This is a genomic window from Vibrio sp. T9 (assembly GCF_003123985.1).
GTDB classification, from domain to species: Bacteria; Pseudomonadota; Gammaproteobacteria; order Enterobacterales; family Vibrionaceae; genus Vibrio; species Vibrio diabolicus.
This window is the reverse complement of the sequence record NZ_NIGY01000005.1, coordinates 130,074-148,688: the sequence shown is the minus strand read 5'-3', so window position 1 is coordinate 148,688 and position 18,615 is coordinate 130,074. Positions and strand designations below refer to the sequence as shown.

Genomic DNA, 18,615 nt, shown 5'->3' with positions numbered 1-18,615 from the left:
CGTTTGTACGCATCTAAATGAAAAGATGATCAACGAGCCCTGCTTTCTTTCGATGGCCTCACGTGTCGCGTTAAAATCCGTTTGCCTTCTTGTTTTACATCGGCCCGTTTCCGCCATGCCCATAGACGCTCCCTTGCGTCTTTAGCTGCGCTATTTAGGTCGACAATAGGCGCTAGGTAACGGCTATCCGGTTTCAAGTGGTACATGACGGTTTCCATCTGTGTCATTGTCCAGGGCTCGAACAATAGTGGGGTGGGGACCATTTGCAATTCAGGCACCCATTTATAGATGAACGCGCCATCAGGGTCATGTTCTTGGGCTTGCTTAACCGGGTTGTAAATCCGGATTGTATTGGTCCCAGTTACCCCGGCTTGCATTTGGAATTGTGGGTAATGAATACCAGGCTCAAAGTCGAGGAATAGTTGCGCTAAATGCGTCACGCCAGTTCGCCAATCCATGTTCATGTGATGAGTGAGAAAACTAACCAGCATGGCGCGCATGCGAAAGTTTATATAGCCAGTCTGATGCAAACAGCGCATACAGGCATCGATCAAAGGTATGCCAGTATATCCAGATTTCCATGCTGCTAACTTTTCTTCATCGAAAGTGCTACTTTGTTTAATCAACGATTCGTAAGCCCGGTTAACACAGTAAAACTCCATGTCGTATTCCGACTCGAATTTCTGTATGAAATGGCAGTGCCAATGCAGCCGTGAAGACAACGCAATTAAGCTGCGACGAAACCCAACAACTTGCCAGTGTTTCAATAGGTACTGACAAACTTCACGCAAGGATATATTACCCCAAGCGAGGTATGGAGAAAGGCGAGTACAGGCTGTACGTGAGGCTGTGGGACTAGAAATGCTTCGATAGTAATCACGACCTCGACGATTGAAAAAGTCCTCCAGTGTTTTCCAAGCGAGTTGGCTTCCTCCCGTTTGCATTCCTTTGCATTTTGATAGCCAGGATGAAGGTGGCGAAAACGCGCAGCCGAGTGATTCTGCATCCAATGAATGCAACAAGTTGGTTTGCAGCTCAAGAGGGCTTATGGAGGCTCTCATGACCAAATCCCAATGTTTGTCCCAACCCTGCCGGTCTTTTGCTCCTCTAATAACAGCACCGTGCTCGAACTCAAACCACGTGATGTTCTGCTCATGCAGCCAAGCGGCAACTTGCTTATCTCGCTCAAAGGTGCAATTGAGCCCTATTTCCTGATGAGAAAACACAGCGTTGATTTGATACTGCATTTGAATTGATTGAAAACATGCTAAGGCATCGCCAAACAGAACCGTGATGCGGTGTCCATAGGCTTTGAGCGTCTTATTCATGTCTTGCAATGATTGCCAAACAAATCGCCAGTGACGCTCAGAATAGTGAGGGTTGTTTAACAGCAACGGTTCAACAATATATAAAAGTACCGTTGGGTGCTTTGACGACAATGCTTGTGTTAAGGGCTGGTGGTCAGTCAGTCTTAAATCTCGTTTTAACCACACGACATTGATTGTTTGCATCGGAATCCTCTTTGTTTCCGATGTTGTACGCAAATGATCCGAAGAGATCTCACCTAATGATCGGTTTTGTTCATTAAAACGTAGAGGTTGCTCACAAGGAGGTGAGATATGTCGATACCACTGAGTAAGTTAGAAAAGTTCTTCTACGTAGATAAATTGATCATTCACTCGCTTGATCTCGCATTGTATCAAGCATCTGTCGTAGTTGATGGGAAAGCGCAATTCATCACTGATGACAACGGTATCTTTTTGAGGGCTCATTCCCTTATCGAGATGCAAAAGAAGTGCAAGAATATCAAAGCAAATAAGCAGGTTTTAGTACATAAAAGTGCTTATGACGAGATGGTGGGGCTACCCGAAGGCAAAAGAGACAATCGACTAGAGGTTTTGGTGAGGGATACAAAACTGTATTGAAAGAGTGTCGGTGCATAGTAAAAGCGAGCCACCTTACGGCAGCTCGCTTAAAATAGAATTAGAGTCGAGCTTAGTCTTGTTTACGCTGAGCGTCTTTTTGTGCGTACTTAGCGGCACGTCGAGCTTCTCTTTGCTTGGCACTTTCGCCACCAACATGCTGCTCGCCTCGCTGTTCTGCAAGAACAATTTGTTTTTCACGTTCGCGGAATCGAGCAATTTGTTCTTCTGAGTGCGTGCCGTGACATTTCGGGCAGCTCACGCCTTGCTCAAACAATTCAGACTGCTTGTCTTCTTCTGTGATCGGTAATCGACAAGCGTTACACAAATCGTAATCGGCTTTCTCTAGCTGGTGGTTTACTGCAACACGGCCATCAAAAACGTAGCAGTCACCTTCCCACATGCTCTCTTCTTGAGGAACTTCTTCAAGATATTTAAGAATGCCGCCTTCTAAGTGGTAGACCTCATCAAAGCCCTGTTCTTTCATGTAAGCAGTTGATTTCTCACAGCGGATGCCACCGGTACAGAACATCGCCACTTTCTTATGCTTTTCCGGGTCCATGTTTTCTTTTACATAGTCTGGGAATTCACGAAAGGTTTCAGTATTTGGGTTTACAGCGCCTTTGAATGTGCCGATCTCGATTTCGTAATCATTACGTGTATCGACAACAAACACTTCAGGATCAGCAATAAGATCGTTCCACTCTTGAGGTTTCACGTAAGTACCCACTACGTGGCGAGGGTCGATGCCTTCGACACCCAATGTTACGATCTCTTTTTTCAGTTTCACTTTGGTGCGATTGAATGGCTGGGTCTCAGAATACGACTCTTTGTATACGGTGCCTGTCAAACGAGGCTCGTTGTTTAGCCACTCCAGTAGCGTATCAATACCTGCACGATCAGAGGCAACAGTGCCGTTGATGCCCTCACTTGCCAGCAGTAATGTTCCGCGAATATGGTGTTTTTCCATCAACGCAAGTAATGGCTCGCGTAGTTCTTGATAGTTATTCAGCTCAACAAACTTGTACAGCGCACAAACTACATACTGACTCATGAGGTTTCCTTTAAAAATACAGGTGGTCAACGACCTTAAAATTTTAGCGGCACGAAGTATACCTGACTAAATTAGTCGGAAATACGGACAAATTATGCGGATATTATGGCTAGGCAGGATGTAGCGGTGTTTTGATGCGGCAAAGCGTCACGCGGGTAAAATCGCTATGTGTTCAAATTATAAGCATAAATTGTAGAGAACAAGGTAAGTTGAACTCGACACTTTTGGTTTAAATTTGTACTGTGATTCCTTCTTCGGCTCTTCATTAAAGTTGTGCGCAAGAGCTACAAAATAATAATCGGATCAGTTGGCAAGGAAAGGACATGCAGCAGTTTTATATCAGGCGGCTGAGGGAAGAAGATGCTCCCTTGCTCAAACAATTACTCGTTGAACTCGATACATCGCACTATGAAGCTGAACCGAACTTCTATCGTCCACCCAAGGAATTGGCGCAACTAAGAGAATCATATGGCACCTTCGAAAAGTATTTTGATGGGAGCGTGAGCGCTTTTATTGCTTGCTCGCAAAGAAAGGTCGTCGGTTTTATCTCTGGCTCGGTTCGTAACGTTCAGTCGCTGATTTCACCAGAAAAACGCGTTGGCTTTATTAATGAGCTTATTGTTTCAGAGAGCTATCGAAACCTAGGAATAGGTTTATCGCTGATGGACAAGATGGAAAGTGATTTGTGTGCTCAAGGAATAGAAGAAATCGGCTTAACCGTGGCGTCATTTAACCATGAAGGTGAGGATTTCTATCATAAAATGGGTTACCGGGTGATGACGAAGCGTATGACCAAGCGCGTAAAAGATTCGTGAAAACAAGATGGTAGGAATAAAACGCCTCTTACCTCTAGAAGAGGCGTTTTATAGTATTTATTTCAAATTAGCGGCGGTTTGATTCCCCATCGCAATTAACTTATCTAAAACGCGCTCACCGTCGGCACGCAAACCGTTGTGCTCGTACTCGTTGGTGATCCACGCTTTTGAATTTGGTATTAACGCGAGCGTCTCTCGGCTGATATCCATTTCAACAAACATATCATCGGCGTAAACGGCGCAACTGACAGGCACTTTGTTTTGAGCCAATTGTGTTTGATCGTACAGCGCAGCCCAATCTTCTTTCACGGCTAATATTTCTGCGGCGTCTTTTAGTGGCTTGAGGTTGACGTATTGGTCGAACATCCATGGGAAGACCATTTCCCCCGTAAAGTAAAATGGCTTGCCAGGTTCATAATTAAACTCTGAACGGCTTTGGCGAACACGGTGAGCACTCCAATTCGACGCAAAGCCTTGGCAATAAATCGATTCATGCAAAATGGCGTAAATCGGGTTGGTTTGGAAGTTTTGCTGCGCCAACATATCGTTCAAGAACTCATAACGAAGTTGTTGTTTGCCGTTCACTTCAATCAATGCACTTTCTAGCCAATAGTAAGTTGGCAAGAAAGTATCACTCACACCAAAGTTGATACCGATTTGCTGAAATTGCTCCACCGTGAAGCGTTGACCATTTGGTAGGTACTCTTCATTTTCCAGCAAGTGATTCGCAATGTTTTGGCAAAGTTGTTGCGCTTTTGGGAATTGCTGGAAGAACGCTTGGTTTTTCTCCATGGTACGTTTGAAGGTAGCGTCATACACATCGTCGGCATGACGCGAGACTGATGGCACGCCACCCGTGATGTAGCTTTGTAGCAAGCTGTCTGGGAACAAAGACAAATAGGTGAGGGAGCAAAAACCACCAAAGCTTTGACCTAAGATCGCCCATTTTTCGACGCCAAATTGCTCACGAATGTACTCCGCGTCGCGCACGATGTTATCCGCTCGGAAGTGGCTCAAGTACTCGGCCTGCTTCTGCGGCGTGAAATGAGCCAGAGTCTGATGATTAATCACCGAACTATTGCCCGTACCGCGCTGGTCGAGAAGCAAAACTCGGTACTCTTGCAGCGCGCGTTTTACCCAGCCGTTATTGCCGTTTTGACGCGGAGAGGGAAAGCCTGGCCCGCCCTGAAAGTAAACCAACCAAGGTTTGGTCGATTCTTCATCGCCAACTAGGCAAACCGCACGAGCGAAGACTTCAATGGTGCCTTTACTCACGTCTTGGTAATCCAGAGGAACGGTAAAACTGTGGGGAGTGTAATGCAATCCTGCGTCGATAAATGATTGAGCGTTCATTGTTATCTTTATTTCCTTATTGAGAGGTAGCGCTACTTTACTGCGAATGGCGTGAAGAACCAATGCTATTTCCAAATCGCTTCGTCAGTTCTATACCTTGGTCAAATCAATGTAAGTTCAAGAAAATGAAACGATTAGCGACTGGTGCAACTGGTTGAGTGAGCTATGCTCAATAGAGTTGCGACAAAGTGAGAGCATGGAGGAAGTCGGATGAAAGTGTCACTAGCTCGATGGATTATTGTGACTTGTTTAATAAGCGTACCTACTTTTGCCGTTGTTACGCCCAACCCACCTCAGTTACAGGCAAAAGGCTACGTATTAATGGACTTTCAATCCGGTGTCATTATTGCCGAGCATAACGGGCGAGCAGGCCTTGCTCCGGCTAGTTTAACCAAGTTGATGACCGCTTACGTCGTTGGACAAGAAATCGAAGCGGGGCGTTTGAAATGGGATGATGTTGTCACCGTGAGCGAAAACGCGTGGTCGGCCAAGTTTCCCGGTTCTTCTAAAATGTTCATCAAACCGAAAGATGAAATTAGTGTTGCGAACTTAATGCGCGGCGTGATCATCCAATCGGGTAATGACGCGTGCGTTGCACTGGCTGAGCACGTTGCTGGCAGTGAACGCGGCTTTGTCGCCTTGATGAATGGTTGGGCTGAGAAGTTAGGGCTGCAAGACACTTATTTTGTAAACTCCCATGGTCTCGATAGTGAAGGCATCCAAACCTCACCCACCGATATGGCAAAACTCATGCAGTCGATCATCAACGACGTTCCCGCTGTGTATGCGCTATATAGTGAGAAAGTCTTCAAGTGGAACGACATTACGCAGTACAATCGCAATAAATTACTGTGGGACAATTCCATTGATGTCGACGGGGGCAAAACCGGTTACACCAGCAATGCGGGATACAGTTTGGTGAGCTCCGCCAAAGAAGGGAAAATGCGGTTGATTTCGGTAGTGATGGGCACGCCAAGTAAGCAGGCTCGAACGAGCCAATCCAAGAATTTACTCAGTTATGGTTTTCGTTTTTATGACACCAAACAAGTTGCCAAACAAGGGCAGGTTGAGTCTACAGTTCGCGTTTGGAAGGGAAATGCCAATCAAGTTGAGGCGATCTTCGCCAAAGATACCTATCTCACTCTGCCTCGTTCTATGACGGCTGGGCTTGATAAGAGTGTGGTGTTAAATGAACCGTTGATTGCGCCGCTCGCGCAAGGAGATGAGATTGGTAAGGTCGTTTGGAAAAGCGATGACAGTACCGTGGCGAGTTATCCCTTGGTCAGCAGCCAATCGGTAGAAGAGGGCTCGTGGTTTGGTCAGCTTTGGGACAGTTTGGTGCTGTGGGTGAAATCATTCTTTAACTAGAATAAAAACGAGCAGAAGTGTCTTTCTGCATTCTTTGGTTGATGACCCGCCCAGCTAAACGCTGGGCGGTGTCTTATTTAACGGTTTATTCCGACAAGGTGATGATTGGTAAATCGTCCCAAATCTTACTTTCATCCGATGCGCCACCGGAGAAGTTCCAAGGGCCTTTGTTTTGTTCTAGCGGACGGTAAGTTGCTGAAAGGCCGTCTAAGTCCCAAGTCGTGACATAGAAGCGGATACCATCGAGCGACTCTGGGCGGCCTAGTGCATCGCTAGCAAAGTCCATCGAAATGGTGTTGTTGGCTTTGTCTACTGTCACTGTTGGTGCTGGCGTTACGGCTTCTCCCCATGTCGTCGCATTTGCTCCTTTGGTGTTGTAAATCGAGCTTTGCCAGCCAAAAACAACCGCATTGCGACTCCAGGTTCCGTTTGGCATAGAAGCGTTGATCTTCGGTAGCTCAGACAAGTTGGTTGCGGTTTCTTCAGGTAAATCAATAAAGATGGTGAAACCCACGTGGTCGAAGCCGTTTGGTGGCAACCAAGTGTCGGTGATTTTGTCCATAGTGAAGGTCAAACGTACGTTACTGCCAACGGTAAACACTTCTGCCTTGTTGATTGCGAGTTGGCTGTTGTCTTTGTCGAACGTTGGATCGGTTGGTAATGAGTAGTTACCGTTTGGACCGCCCATGCCGTCTTGTGCATCGCCCGCATCATCAATGGTGTCATCCGGCGAGCTTGACCAGCTTAGGTTCGAGACAAAATTCACGTCCTCGATGCCTGCTTTTTTCTCGGTGGAATAAATTGCAAAGCGATGCTGTTGTTCGCCAATCGCAAAGTGACGAGTCGACAGCGTGACACTAAACTGACCATCAGCACCTACAGTAATGGTTTGCGCTGTTTCCAAGTTACCATCGACGACGAGGTTCAACTTCTCGTTTGCATTAGCAGTACCAGCAATCACGATGTCATCTGTGATGGTTTGCCCTTCCCAATCCTGCGCTAGTTGGATGTTGAGGTCTGGTGTATCTACCGATTGGGTGTCGTTAGTTTTCGAGTAAATCACGGCAGATTTGGCTGGTAGCTCAAGGGTTATGTGACCGTTTTCATCTGCGATTAGCTTCTCCGGAGCGTCTGCCCAGTTCGACATGATTTGTTGTTGGAAAACAGTGCCGCCCGCTTGCTCTACATCGAGTTGGTTCATCAACATCGGGGAATTCGATGTGTTCATTACCACTAAGACTTCGTCGTTATCCAACGTTCGGGTAAAAGCGAACACACCGGCGCCGGCTTTATCGCTGCCAATCACTTTCATTTCGCCGCGTGTCATGACTTTGTTCTCGGTACGTAACTTAGCAAGCTCTTGGATGAACAAGTACATCTCGCTGTTTTGGTCGAATGAGTCTACGTAGTCGCCGTCTTCACGGTAGCCGCCAGCAAACATCGCATCGCGCGCCGCTGACATCGCCTGTTCTGTACCTTGGTAAATCACAGGAATACCCGGCACGCTCATCATGGTGATCAGTGCTTGTTTCATGTCATTCACGCTACCTTGCGACAGAAAACGCGGCATGTCGTGATTATCAATGAAGTTCGGCATGATGTATGGATTTGGGAACATCTCCATCATTTTCTCAAGACGGAAACGTAAATAGTCGGTCGGTTGTCCTGATGCAAATACGCGCGTCATGGTCGCTTGCAATGGGAAGTTCAGTACCGAGGTTAGCTGTTTCGGTGAGCCACTTTCACCGATGTAAGTCAGCATCTTCTCTTCGCCTTCGGTGTTGTATGGCGTAGATGTTTCGAATACTTCACCAAAAGTGAGGAAGTTGTCACGACCGGTATCAACCGCTTGCGTCATCACACCATCGTCGGCGTGTAGGAAATCGTTCCAGAAATCGTGTTCAACAAACTTCACCGTATCGATACGGAATCCGTCGACGCCGACTTCGCGAATCCATTTTCGGTAGCTCTCTTTTAGATAAGCGCGTACTTCAGGCCCGGACGTATTAAGGTCATCCAAATCAGAGAGCTGCCAGGTTTTTTCTTGTACCGGATCGTTGTGGTCGGTGATGGTTGGCGTCCAGTGGTAGCTGCCTGTGCCGTCTGTTTTACACTCGTTCATGTTGAGGGGGGACGGCAGCTCTTGCCCGGCGGGTAGTGCATTTTCAATCAAACGGAAACCTTGGCAAGGTAGGCTTGGATCATAACTGTAAGGATCATCGTAGGTAAAGAAGTTGCCTACATGGTTGGTCACGATGTCCTGAATTAAGAACATGTTACGCGCATGCACTTCGCGTGCTAACGCTTGGTAGCTTTCTAGGTCGCCGAAGTGCTCATCCACTTTTTGGAAATCGCGCGCCCAGTACCCGTGGTAGCCGCCGTAGTTTTGCTCCGCATCCCACCATTGGTTAGCAACTGGCGGAGTAATCCAGATCGATGTGGCACCGAGATCTTCGATGTAGCTTAACTTATCACTCACGCCAACGAGGTCGCCGCCGCTGAATTTTTTATCCGAAGTTGGATCGAATTCGTTTTGCCCTTGATCATTAAGAGCGCTGTCGCCGTCGTTAAAACGGTCGATCATCAGGAAGTAAATGATTTGATCTTGCCAATCAGGAGATGCCACGTGGCTGCCTGTATCGATTGGTGTGGTTTCGTCGCTTCCACAGCCAGAAAGAGCAAGAGCGATCGCGAAAGGAAGTATTTTTATTTTATTCATTGGGTTAGGTAGAGTTTCAAACACAGTTTTTGCCTCCGTTATGCAGCAATGCAGAAACGATAAAGCAAAGGTTTGAAATTGAGAGTGTCATTTCACGCCAAAAAAGACGTGGAATGATGTCACGAAGAGACGATTTTGATCTGACCGACAGTTTTAATTGAGCGGTTGCACAATAGGATATTGTATCGGGTAATGCTCTTTCGCGAGCTCGTTGTCGGATTCATCATAAAGGCGGAAACGGCACTGCTTTGCAGTTTGAGTGAGCGATAATTGCAGCACCCAACAAGCATAATGTAGCGAGTGTTGGGTCAAGCGCATCGCGTGAGGTGTGGGGTCATCATCGACGTAACAGTCAATCCTCGCAACGTTTTCAAGTCGGCATGCCAGTTCGATAAAGAGCGTGTATTGCGCCCCAATATTAATAAGCTGCCGAGTCGGGACAATGTATTCCGTTGCGCCAATTAAAAGCCCCTTAGAAACCACATAATCACGCTGGTGGTTATTCTCAATGTAACGTTCCCCATCGACTTCATAACACAGGCGAAAGGTAAGGGGATGCGCCACCGGAAGTTCAGTCGTTGCCCATAGTTCGATGCCATGACTTAAAAAACGCTCGAAGAAGGCGGGATAGCGCCGCCATGCGCCATCACGGTCACGGCATTCTACCGAGACCACTTTCTCAAAAGCAATATTGTCCACTTCCATCCAGATTTTGCCGACAGGTTGGTCGATATGGTTATCGTCGAAGGTATTGGCTTTGGCGTAGTACAAGCGGATCGGTTGCTGATTTAGCTGAGTTCGGTTATCCAAACATTGTTGGCGATACTGCATGGGTGAAAACGGATACCAACGACGAAAAGTGCGGTGAAAGTTCGAAGGTTCTTCATAACCAAGTTGATAGGCTATTTGCTGCGTTGTGAGTTGGGTGTCGGCAAGCAAAGTGAGTGCTTGCTTTCTTTTAGCGAAATCAACGCATTGAGAGTAGCTCATTTGCTTCTCTTGCAGTCGACGTTGCAAGGTGCGTTTGGAGACGCCCAGTTGCCTTGCCGCTTGCTCTAATTTGAGCGCGTAATTACTGTTTTTGATGAACAAGGCGTTCAAAACACTCAGCAATTCGGGTTGCTCAATGGGCTGGTGAGAAAGCAGCAAATAAACATGTTTCACCAGTTCAAACACGCTTGAACTCGTTTTAGAATCTCGCGTTTCCTCTAGAAAAATATCGGCCGCGAGTGGATTGTTGGCGTGAACTTGTACCTGTATTGATTCGCTTAGCTCAAGCATTTCCAATTGCATTTTGAGCAAGCCAAACACCGACTCCGCCCAATTTGGCATATTGGCCGTTCTGCATTCGACTTGCAGATGGATTTGGGCATCACCATGTTGAAATGTGACGTACAAACGGCGGTCGAATAATGAGACACTTTTACTCCACCAAAGCAGCCCTTCTTGGAGGTCAGGCGCTTCCTTCAACATCATGCATTGCAAGGCAACCAACTTCTCAATGTGCCAATATTCGCCGGCAATTCGCAGATGATTGTGACCAAGCTTTTTGCACAGAAAGGATGTAATAACGTTATCTTGAGGCAGCATGAGTTGAGTTCGGTTGCGAGCAAACATGCATTATTGCTGAAAGGATGAAGAAGTTCAGTGAGAACGCTCAAAGCCTTTCTTATCGTTTTATTTTCAAATTTATTTTGAAAATGTTTTTAATCGAAATCGGTTTTTCCCTTTATCTCATGAGTTTATGCTGTTACTCAGCTTAAACTCATTAATTGGAGAACCTCATGGATATCGTACAAGCTGCAAAATCTCGTTACTCAACGAAAGTGTTTGACCCAACGCGCAAGCTACCTCAAGAAAAAATCGACGCAGTTAAAGAGCTGATTCGTTTTAGTCCATCGAGTGTGAACTCTCAACCTTGGCATTTCATTCTGGCAAGCACAGAAGAAGGCAAACAGCGCATCGCTAAAGCGGCGCAAGAGAACTACGCGTTTAACGCGGCGAAGATTCTCAACGCTTCTCACGTATTGGTGTTTTGTGCGAAAACAGGCATTGATAACGACTACATTGAAGCGCTAATGGCGCAAGAAGAAAAAGATGGCCGATTCCCAACCGAAGAAGCGAAAGCGGCTGTGCGTGGTGGTCGTGGCTACTTTGTGAACATGCACCGCTTTGATCTGAAAGATGCGAATCATTGGATGGAGAAACAAGTTTACCTCAACGTGGGTACGTTGTTGCTGGGTGCTTCGACGCTAGAAATCGATGCAGTGCCAATTGAAGGGTTTGATCCCAAAGTGCTGGATGAAGAATTTGGCTTGCGTGAAAAAGGTTACACCAGCGTTGTGATCGTGCCGCTTGGCTACCACGCGGAAGATGACTTCAACGCGAAAACGCCAAAGTCTCGCTGGGACGCAGAAACCGTATTCACCGAGATCTAATTCGAGCTTACTTGCAGGTTATGTAGAATCTCGCAATCAATATATAAATCGCAAAGAGTGATAAAACGATGATCCACTTAGTTGCAGAAGTGAAAGCCTATCCAGACAGTAAGGATCAGGTGGTGAATTTGCTTGCTGGTTTACTAGAGCCAACTCGCAAAGAAGAAGGCTGTTGCCAATACGAGTTGTATCTCGACGAAAAAGTTGAAGGCCTATTTATGTTCCAAGAAATTTGGGCATCGCAAGAGGCCTTGGATAAGCATTTGCAAAGTCCGCACATGGCGACGTTTCTTGAAACATTAGAAGAGAACGATTGGGTTGAATATACCCAGATTCGTCCTCTTCGATTTATCGCCTAATGACAGAAAGTTGCCAGCACGTTGGCGCGTTGCTGGCAGCATTTTTGTTGGATAAAGTCGCGGAAAGTCCGAATCGTTGGCGTCAATAATCGACGATCGGCGCACACCATGTAGAGCGGCACTGGGCCGCAATCCCACTCTGGTAACACTCGCACCAATCTTCCCTCGATTAAGTCTCGGCTGATGTCCATCAACGACTTATTCGCAATGCCTTTGCCTTTGAGCGCTAACCGATGTGGCAAGTCACTATCGTTGCTCATCAAGTTACCGCTGACCACGACTTGTTCTTTCTCGCCGTCACGCGTGAGCGTCCATTTGTTGTAGACCGAATCCGCGACCATATAGCACAAACAGTTGTGTTGCGTTAAATCGGCAGGAGAGGTGAGTTCTGGATGTGTGGCGACGTACTCTGGCGATGCACATAAGATCCGCTCGTTTGACCCACACAAAGCCAACACGACCAGATTGGAGTCGGCCGGTTCGCCATAGCGAATCGCAATATCGACAGGCTTGGTGTACATATCCGTCAAGCTATCGGACAGCTCTAGTTTGATGGAAACATTTGGGTAGAGATCGATGAACTCATCCACCCAATCGAGCAACATATTGCGACCAAAATCGGAGGGCGCAGTAATGTGCAGTTGACCAGATAACTCGCCACGTGCACTTGAGATCTGATCCAACCCCTCTTGCAATGTTGCCAACGCTTGCGTGGTTTTGTCTAAAAATAGTTCGCCCTCTGAGGTTAAACGCAGGCTTCGGGTGGAACGCACAAACAGCGGGAAACCGATTTGCCCTTCAAGACGCTTAATCGATGCGCTAATGGCGGCAGGTGTCATGTCCATGCTATTAGCAGCTTTTGAAAAGCTGCCTTGGCGCGCTGTTTCGACAAAAATATTGAGGTCGTTGAGGGCTTTCATAATGAAAAGGGTTTTTAAGAAGTTTGGGTTACTATAGGGGAGAGTCGCACGGCAATTCAAGGTTAAAACATTAGGTTGCACGGCGAGTTTGGGTTAGATTAGCGCGCAACTTCACTTTACCGGATCAATAGCATGAACCAACAGCAGCCGAACAACCCACTTCACGGGTTGAGTTTAGAAAAAATCGTCACCCGACTAGTTGAACACTTTGGTTGGAATGGCATGTATGAGCGCGTTCGAGTGAACTGTTTTAAGAAAGATCCGTCGATCAAATCTTCGCTGAAGTTTTTGCGTAAAACGCAATGGGCAAGAGATAAGGTGGAAGCGCTATACATCGAGACGTTCTGCTAATCACTCTATGGCCTGCAGCAAGCGGTAATAGATTCTTAGTCTCGCCTTGGCTCGCTAGAATGACGTCACTTTTCTTATCGTGTGGGCTTTAAGAGTGGCTCTGCTGTTACGTCTAAAGCGTGATTCAGAATCTACCCTCAGATTGTATTGAGTTTATTCATAGCTCTATGGCCTGCAGCAAACGGTAAGTAGATTCTTAGTCTCGCCTTGGCTCGCTAGAATGACGTCACTTTTCTTATCGTGTGGGCTTTAAGAATGGCTCTGCTGTTACGTCTAAAGCGTGATTCAGAATCTACCCTCAGATTGTATTGAGTTTATTCATAGCTCTATGGCCTGCAGCAAACGGTAAGTAGATTCTTAGTCTCGCCTTGGCTCGCTAGAATGACGCCACTTTTCTTATCGTGTGGGCTGGAAGAGTAGCTCTGCTATTACGTCTAAAGCGAGATTCCGAATGACTCGCTTGTGCTCGTCCGGGATGTTTTTTTAGATAGTGTTTTAGAGTCAGAACCTAAACGAGGTTCGTCATTCTGAACAGAGAGGAACGAGCGTGATTCAGAATCTACCCTCAGATTGTATTGAGTTTATTCATAGCTCTATGGCCTGCAGCAAGCGGTATGTAGATTCTTCGTCGCGCTTTGGCTTGCTAGAATGACGCAGCTTTTCTTATCGCGTAGGCTGGAAGAGTAGCTCTGCTGTTACATTTAAGGAGAGATTCCGGATGGTCACTTAGGCTTCTCTGGAATAGCTTTTTAGATGGTTTTATAGAGGTCAGAGCTAAACTCGAACCGTCATTCTGAACAGCGAGGAACGAGCGTGATTCAGAATCTACTCTCAGATTGTATTGAGTTTATTCATCGCTCTAGGGTCTGCAGCAAGCGGTAAGTAGATTCTTAGTCTCGCTTTGGCTCGCTAGAATGACGCTAGTTCTCTTATCGCGTAGTCTAGAAGATTAGCCCTACGTTATTCCCGACAGCGATGAAGAAGCGCTGTCGGGGGAGTCTCGCCTTTAATCTCTCGTTTCTTGCTACTCTAAATGATGCGTGCTACCCACAGTTCCCTCCAAGTCTAAAATCGACTGGCGAACGTGGTCTGGAATCGCCGCTTTTACGTTGTTCTTAAAATCAAACATCACACCAGTAGCGGTCGCGATGGTCGCAATCTTACCCCACTTCTTACTCAGCACTTGGTATTCCATCGTGATGCGATCTTCTTGCATGTCGATCACGCGCGAGCCGACTAATAACGTGTCTGGGTAAGTGACAGGCAGCTTGTAGCGGCATTGCGTTTCGCTGAGTACTGGTCCAATTTGCGAGGTTTGCAGGTCGACTAGCAGATTAATTTTGTTGAAGTAATCTAAACGCGCTGTCTCGAAGTAGCGAAAATAGACCACGTTATTGACGTGTTGCAGAGCATCCATTTCACCCCATGCGACTTTGATCTCTGTGATAACGGGAAAGTCTTTTAACAGTGTGTCCATTTTTAGTGCTCCTTTTTCATCTGCTTTGCCACAAATTGCGACGCGACTTATCACTTTGAGCATTTATTCTAGATGTAATCATTTAATATGTAATAAAATTGTTTTTAAAATGTGAAATGAAATGGCAATCTTATTATGTAAACTAGAAACTTTACATAATCGAGTTGAAGGCGTAAGTTTAACTAAGAGTAACCAAATAGGAGGTGTCTCATGACTGAGCTGAAAGGTTTCAATCTAGCCAAGGTGGAAAAACGCATTGACTGGACTGGCGAGCTGTTCAGTTTAAGGGTCTCAGGCGCGCCTCTTACCTTTAAAGCCGGCCAGTTCACCAAGCTTGCTTTGCTAGATGATGAGGGCAAGCCGATCAGCCGTGCTTACTCTGTGGTTAATGCACCAAGCGAACAGTTCGATTGGTTGGAGTTCCTAATAGTAGCGGACCCTCAAGGACAACTTTCCCCAAGGCTCCAAAAGCTTAAATCTGGTGATAGTATTTATGTTGGTGAGACCGCACATGGTGACTTAATCCACGACTCTATTCCTAAACAGGCTCATGATCTGTGGCTGCTATCTACAGGTACAGGTATTGGACCGTTTTTATCGCTACTGGATGATATAAACTTACCACCCCATAATGAGCGAATTGTGCTTGTTCATGCGGTTCGCTACGAAAAAGATCTGGTCTACAAATATCTGATTGAGCAACTACAGCAACGATATGAAGGCAGATTAAAGTACATCCCGATAGTCAGTAGGGAAGTGGTGGATGGCCAGTTACAAGGTCGAATTCCCGAACTCATCGAATCGGGTAGACTGTCCAACGCTGCTGATGTGCCATTCTCTGCTCAAAGTAGTTTTGTCATGATGTGTGGGAACCCGCAGATGATCAAAGATACCTTGCCAGTCTTACAAGATCTTGGGTTGGAAAAGTATCGTCCTAAAACAGGAGGCAATATCATCTATGAGCGTTACTGGTAGCGTTTGGTTAAATTGATATAACCATATTGAACACATGATGATCACCAATACCAAAGTCGTTCAAACGTCCTAGCTTGTTCGATCAAAAAAGCCACATGAAGTGGCTTTTTTAATATCGATAGAGTCAATCAGACTTATTGTTGATTAACGTACGCTTTAAAGCGAGCTTTGGTTTCTGCGTCTGCTTTTTGGTACCAGAAGTGCAGCATCTCTTCTGCTGTCGAATCTGATTTAACCGCAGTCGCTCTTGCTTGTTGCATATCTTCAGGAATCTTTGCTGGTAGTGTGACTGGTTGAGCAACGGCTGCACCAGCAACAGCGATAGCAGCAACGCCGCCTGTTTTGTTGTAGCTTTCCACTTCACGCACGTAATCACGACCGATTTGCATACCCGGTTTGATCAATTTGTCTTGCTCAACGGCGACGGTGTTGCCTGAATCATCAACCAGTTTCCAATCTAAGTCCTTGATCTTTTCTTCCGCATCGCGAAGGTTGCGGTATTCTGGCATTTGTAGCGTCAGCTCGGCATTGGCAGCGTCAAATCGTGTAACGATAACATCGCTTTCAACACTTAAACGGTCATTGCCTTGGTTAAAGTAAGGGGCGAAGCGAAATACGACTTGGTTAACGCCATCAGGTAACGTTAGTGTTCTTTCCGAGGCGAAAAAACCACCCGAAAGGTCTGCTTTTTCACCGTTAGCCGCTAATACTGAAACGTTGTCAGGAACACTCACGGTTACATCTGCGAATGCCATGCCACTCATTGCGAGAGCAAGCGCACAAGTTAAAGGCTTGATCAATTTCATTGTTTTTATCCTAAGCAAATTAGTGGTCATCGAGAGTGCATCGTTCATTGCCCGATTGCAACTCCCAAGCGTAAGAAGTATGAAAATTTAACAAGAACGTCATTTTTATCGCATTTATTACGGGGAAACTGTGATCCAAATAGAATCAAACCGCTGCAATAGAGCGGTTTGATATCATAAGTTATAGATTAAATTTCTTTCTAACTTATTGATTTATTATATGCCAGCACCGTGTCCAGGCTCTGATTGGTCATCAGAAGCGTCTTGTTGTTCTGCCATTTCTTCTTGCTGTTGTGCTTTCTCAATGCTCAACCACCAAACAAATAACTCATACCAAATCGCCAGGATAACAGCACCTAAGAACAGACCAACGATGCCGTAGAAAAGCATACCACCGATGGCACCGAGCAGAATCACAGGCATTGGCACGTCGACGCCACGTCCCATTAACATTGGTTTGAACAGGTTTTCAGAAAGAGCTGCAACTACTACCCAGACAGTAAACATGGTGGCTGTCGTTGTATCTTGAGTCATGTACATAAAGCCGATCACTGGTAGTACGGCAAGCAGCGCTGGTAGCTGAGCGATACACAAGATCATCAGAATCAGAGTGAGCAAACCAGCTGCTGGAACGCCAAATACAAAGAAACCAGCACCGATCAATAGGGCTTGAATCGCCGCGACACCGACTACGCCAAGCAGTACGCTTTTAATGGTTGCTGCGATAAGCGTGGTCCAGCTTTTAGCGTTTTCACCAGCGGTACGAATAGCGATGGTTCTTAGCCCTGATGCTGCAGATTCAGAGTACGTCATAAAACCTGCTGCAATCGCAAGTGACAAGATTGAAAGCAGTAAACTGCCCAATACACCGCCAAGTGTGCCTAGCAAAGAAGTGAGCGCGGACTTTATCTGCGGCATAAAGGTTTGAATCGCTTGTTCAAGGTTAGTCGCGAATAGGGTCCACACCTCATAGAGCTTATCACCTACGACAGGCCAATCCGCAACGGAAGGTTTTGGACCTGGGATCTTCACTTGCCCGTTTTGCAATACTTCAAGCGCATGCGTTGCACCATCCACAATGGAACCTGACACCATAACAAGTGGTGTGACTAAGAGTGCAATACCAAGTAAAGCAATCGTCGTGGCTGCCAGGCCTCTGCGACCGCCATATGCACGCTCCAGCTTTTTTGTAAGTGGCATTAAAGCGACGGCTATAATTGCACCCCAAATAACGGGAAGAATGAAGGGTTTGATGATGTCGTACGTAAACATCAGCAAGACGAAGATCAAGCCAATGCGTATTGCTGACTCCACCATATTACTGATGAAAAGCTTACTGTCGATTTTTACCGATTGTTTATCCATTTTTGTTTACCTGATGATCAATGTTAGAACTGACGAGACTTGAAACAACAATCGCCATATAGAACACACCTGTAATGGCCTCTAAATACACCACGACTTGAGCCAATGGCGTTAGAGGGCTGATATCGCCATAACCAAGCGTGGTTAAGGTGACGAAACTAAAATACGCCGCATTAGAGAAATTCTGCCCCCAAGAAATGGCTTCCATCCCAGTGAATGAGGTTGGCGAGAACTCTAGAAGAATGAGATAGGCAATTGCCCACATCAGACCAAGCAGTAAGAAAAGCGCGACTGAGCCAATGACTTTGTTGCTATTGACGTGGCCAGTGAAAAGAATCTGCCTTGCGATGGATTTAAAAGTGCCGAAAAAGAATGCGAAGGTGAGGGCAAGCATCACTACATTCATCTCTCGGATGTTGAAAACGGTCTTGATAACAATCACAAGAACCCAAACGCCAAACAGGGTATAGAGGAAACGAGACCACATTTTGTCGAAGCGAAGGCTGGCAAAACAGACAATGAACGTGAGAACCGTGAACGCCTGCAGTATGTGTTCAATCGTCCCTTCACCCACCACTTGTGCCATCGCACTCCCTAGCAACAAAATCACCAGCGCTAAAGTTAGATAGAAGAAGTTGTTTTCTTCATTAATGTTTTTGAGTTTTTTACCAATGACCATGGTTCTTCTCACTT

General features: G+C 46.2%; 17 protein-coding genes. 7 read left to right on the top strand and 10 right to left on the bottom strand.

The annotated features are described in order from the left end of the window. Window positions 1-29: 29 nt before the first annotated feature. Window positions 30-1,511 carry a deoxyribodipyrimidine photo-lyase gene (locus CBX98_RS11565; RefSeq protein ID WP_109169250.1) on the bottom strand — a complete coding sequence of 494 codons (1,482 nt, stop codon included), beginning with the start codon at window positions 1,509-1,511 and terminating at the stop codon, window positions 30-32. Window positions 1,512-1,619: 108 nt separating this feature from the next. Here CBX98_RS11565 and CBX98_RS11560 point away from each other — a divergent pair, with 108 nt between their 5' ends. After that, the gene (locus tag CBX98_RS11560; protein ID WP_109169249.1) at window positions 1,620-1,925 is read left to right on the top strand and encodes a DUF6482 family protein; all 306 of its coding nucleotides are present in this window, start codon (window positions 1,620-1,622) and stop codon (window positions 1,923-1,925) included. A 70-nt stretch (window positions 1,926-1,995) separates the two neighbouring features. Here the strand turns inward: CBX98_RS11560 and CBX98_RS11555 are convergent, their stop codons facing one another. Beyond that, complete coding sequence (locus tag CBX98_RS11555; protein ID WP_109169248.1) at window positions 1,996-2,976, bottom strand: rhodanese-related sulfurtransferase; 981 nt, start codon at window positions 2,974-2,976, stop codon at window positions 1,996-1,998. A 323-nt stretch (window positions 2,977-3,299) separates the two neighbouring features. On the opposite strand from CBX98_RS11555, the gene CBX98_RS11550 reads away from it, so the two are divergent. Beyond that, on the top strand, window positions 3,300-3,791 hold the full coding sequence (locus CBX98_RS11550; protein ID WP_109169247.1) for a GNAT family N-acetyltransferase: 492 nt from the start codon (window positions 3,300-3,302) through the stop codon (window positions 3,789-3,791). 57 nt (window positions 3,792-3,848) lie between these two features. Here the strand turns inward: CBX98_RS11550 and CBX98_RS11545 are convergent, their stop codons facing one another. Further along, window positions 3,849-5,144 carry an alpha/beta fold hydrolase gene (locus CBX98_RS11545; RefSeq protein ID WP_109169246.1) on the bottom strand — a complete coding sequence of 432 codons (1,296 nt, stop codon included), beginning with the start codon at window positions 5,142-5,144 and terminating at the stop codon, window positions 3,849-3,851. A 210-nt stretch (window positions 5,145-5,354) separates the two neighbouring features. On the opposite strand from CBX98_RS11545, the gene CBX98_RS11540 reads away from it, so the two are divergent. Next, the gene (locus CBX98_RS11540) at window positions 5,355-6,512 is read left to right on the top strand and encodes a D-alanyl-D-alanine carboxypeptidase family protein (protein WP_109169245.1); all 1,158 of its coding nucleotides are present in this window, start codon (window positions 5,355-5,357) and stop codon (window positions 6,510-6,512) included. 85 nt (window positions 6,513-6,597) lie between these two features. On the opposite strand, the gene CBX98_RS11535 is transcribed toward CBX98_RS11540, so the two are convergent. Together CBX98_RS11535 and CBX98_RS11530 are read right to left on the bottom strand one after the other, a co-directional pair. Next, window positions 6,598-9,255, bottom strand: a complete 2,658-nt coding sequence (locus CBX98_RS11535; RefSeq protein ID WP_172605959.1) for an alpha-amylase family glycosyl hydrolase — start codon at window positions 9,253-9,255, stop codon at window positions 6,598-6,600. 129 nt (window positions 9,256-9,384) lie between these two features. Continuing rightward, window positions 9,385-10,848: a helix-turn-helix transcriptional regulator gene (locus CBX98_RS11530; RefSeq protein ID WP_172605958.1), complete on the bottom strand. Its 1,464-nt coding sequence runs from the start codon at window positions 10,846-10,848 to the stop codon at window positions 9,385-9,387. A gap of 167 nt (window positions 10,849-11,015) precedes the next feature. Here CBX98_RS11530 and nfsB point away from each other — a divergent pair, with 167 nt between their 5' ends. Together nfsB and CBX98_RS11520 are read left to right on the top strand one after the other, a co-directional pair. Then, complete coding sequence (gene nfsB, locus CBX98_RS11525; protein WP_109169244.1) at window positions 11,016-11,669, top strand: oxygen-insensitive NAD(P)H nitroreductase; 654 nt, start codon at window positions 11,016-11,018, stop codon at window positions 11,667-11,669. A gap of 68 nt (window positions 11,670-11,737) precedes the next feature. Continuing rightward, the gene (locus CBX98_RS11520; RefSeq protein WP_021822050.1) at window positions 11,738-12,028 is read left to right on the top strand and encodes a putative quinol monooxygenase; all 291 of its coding nucleotides are present in this window, start codon (window positions 11,738-11,740) and stop codon (window positions 12,026-12,028) included. Here CBX98_RS11520 and CBX98_RS11515 read toward each other — a convergent pair. Then, a complete protein-coding gene (locus CBX98_RS11515; RefSeq protein ID WP_029803151.1) occupies window positions 12,025-12,948 on the bottom strand; it encodes a LysR family transcriptional regulator in 924 nt (307 codons plus the stop codon). The genes CBX98_RS11520 and CBX98_RS11515 overlap by 4 nt on opposite strands. A 132-nt stretch (window positions 12,949-13,080) precedes the next feature. Between CBX98_RS11515 and CBX98_RS11510 the strand changes: the two genes are divergently transcribed. Then, window positions 13,081-13,299, top strand: a complete 219-nt coding sequence (locus CBX98_RS11510) for a VF530 family protein (protein WP_029803152.1) — start codon at window positions 13,081-13,083, stop codon at window positions 13,297-13,299. 1,024 nt (window positions 13,300-14,323) lie between these two features. Here the strand turns inward: CBX98_RS11510 and CBX98_RS11505 are convergent. Then, window positions 14,324-14,776 (bottom strand): thioesterase family protein, encoded by a 453-nt coding sequence (locus CBX98_RS11505; RefSeq protein WP_005374933.1) that lies wholly within the window; start codon window positions 14,774-14,776, stop codon window positions 14,324-14,326. 210 nt (window positions 14,777-14,986) lie between these two features. Here CBX98_RS11505 and CBX98_RS11500 point away from each other — a divergent pair, with 210 nt between their 5' ends. Then, a complete protein-coding gene (locus CBX98_RS11500; RefSeq protein WP_006740782.1) occupies window positions 14,987-15,751 on the top strand; it encodes a ferredoxin--NADP reductase in 765 nt (254 codons plus the stop codon). 134 nt (window positions 15,752-15,885) lie between these two features. Here CBX98_RS11500 and CBX98_RS11495 read toward each other — a convergent pair whose 3' ends face one another. The 3 genes from CBX98_RS11495 to CBX98_RS11485 all read right to left on the bottom strand — a co-directional run bounded on the left by CBX98_RS11495 (window position 15,886) and on the right by CBX98_RS11485 (window position 18,601). After that, window positions 15,886-16,557: a DUF2057 domain-containing protein gene (locus CBX98_RS11495; protein ID WP_048625417.1), complete on the bottom strand. Its 672-nt coding sequence runs from the start codon at window positions 16,555-16,557 to the stop codon at window positions 15,886-15,888. Between the two features lie 216 nt (window positions 16,558-16,773). Continuing rightward, the gene (locus tag CBX98_RS11490) at window positions 16,774-17,922 is read right to left on the bottom strand and encodes an AI-2E family transporter (RefSeq protein WP_005396613.1); all 1,149 of its coding nucleotides are present in this window, start codon (window positions 17,920-17,922) and stop codon (window positions 16,774-16,776) included. Further along, window positions 17,915-18,601, bottom strand: a complete 687-nt coding sequence (locus CBX98_RS11485) for a potassium channel family protein (RefSeq protein WP_005396612.1) — start codon at window positions 18,599-18,601, stop codon at window positions 17,915-17,917. Before CBX98_RS11485 ends, CBX98_RS11490 begins: the two co-directional genes overlap by 8 nt. Between the last annotated feature and the right edge of the window lie 14 nt (window positions 18,602-18,615).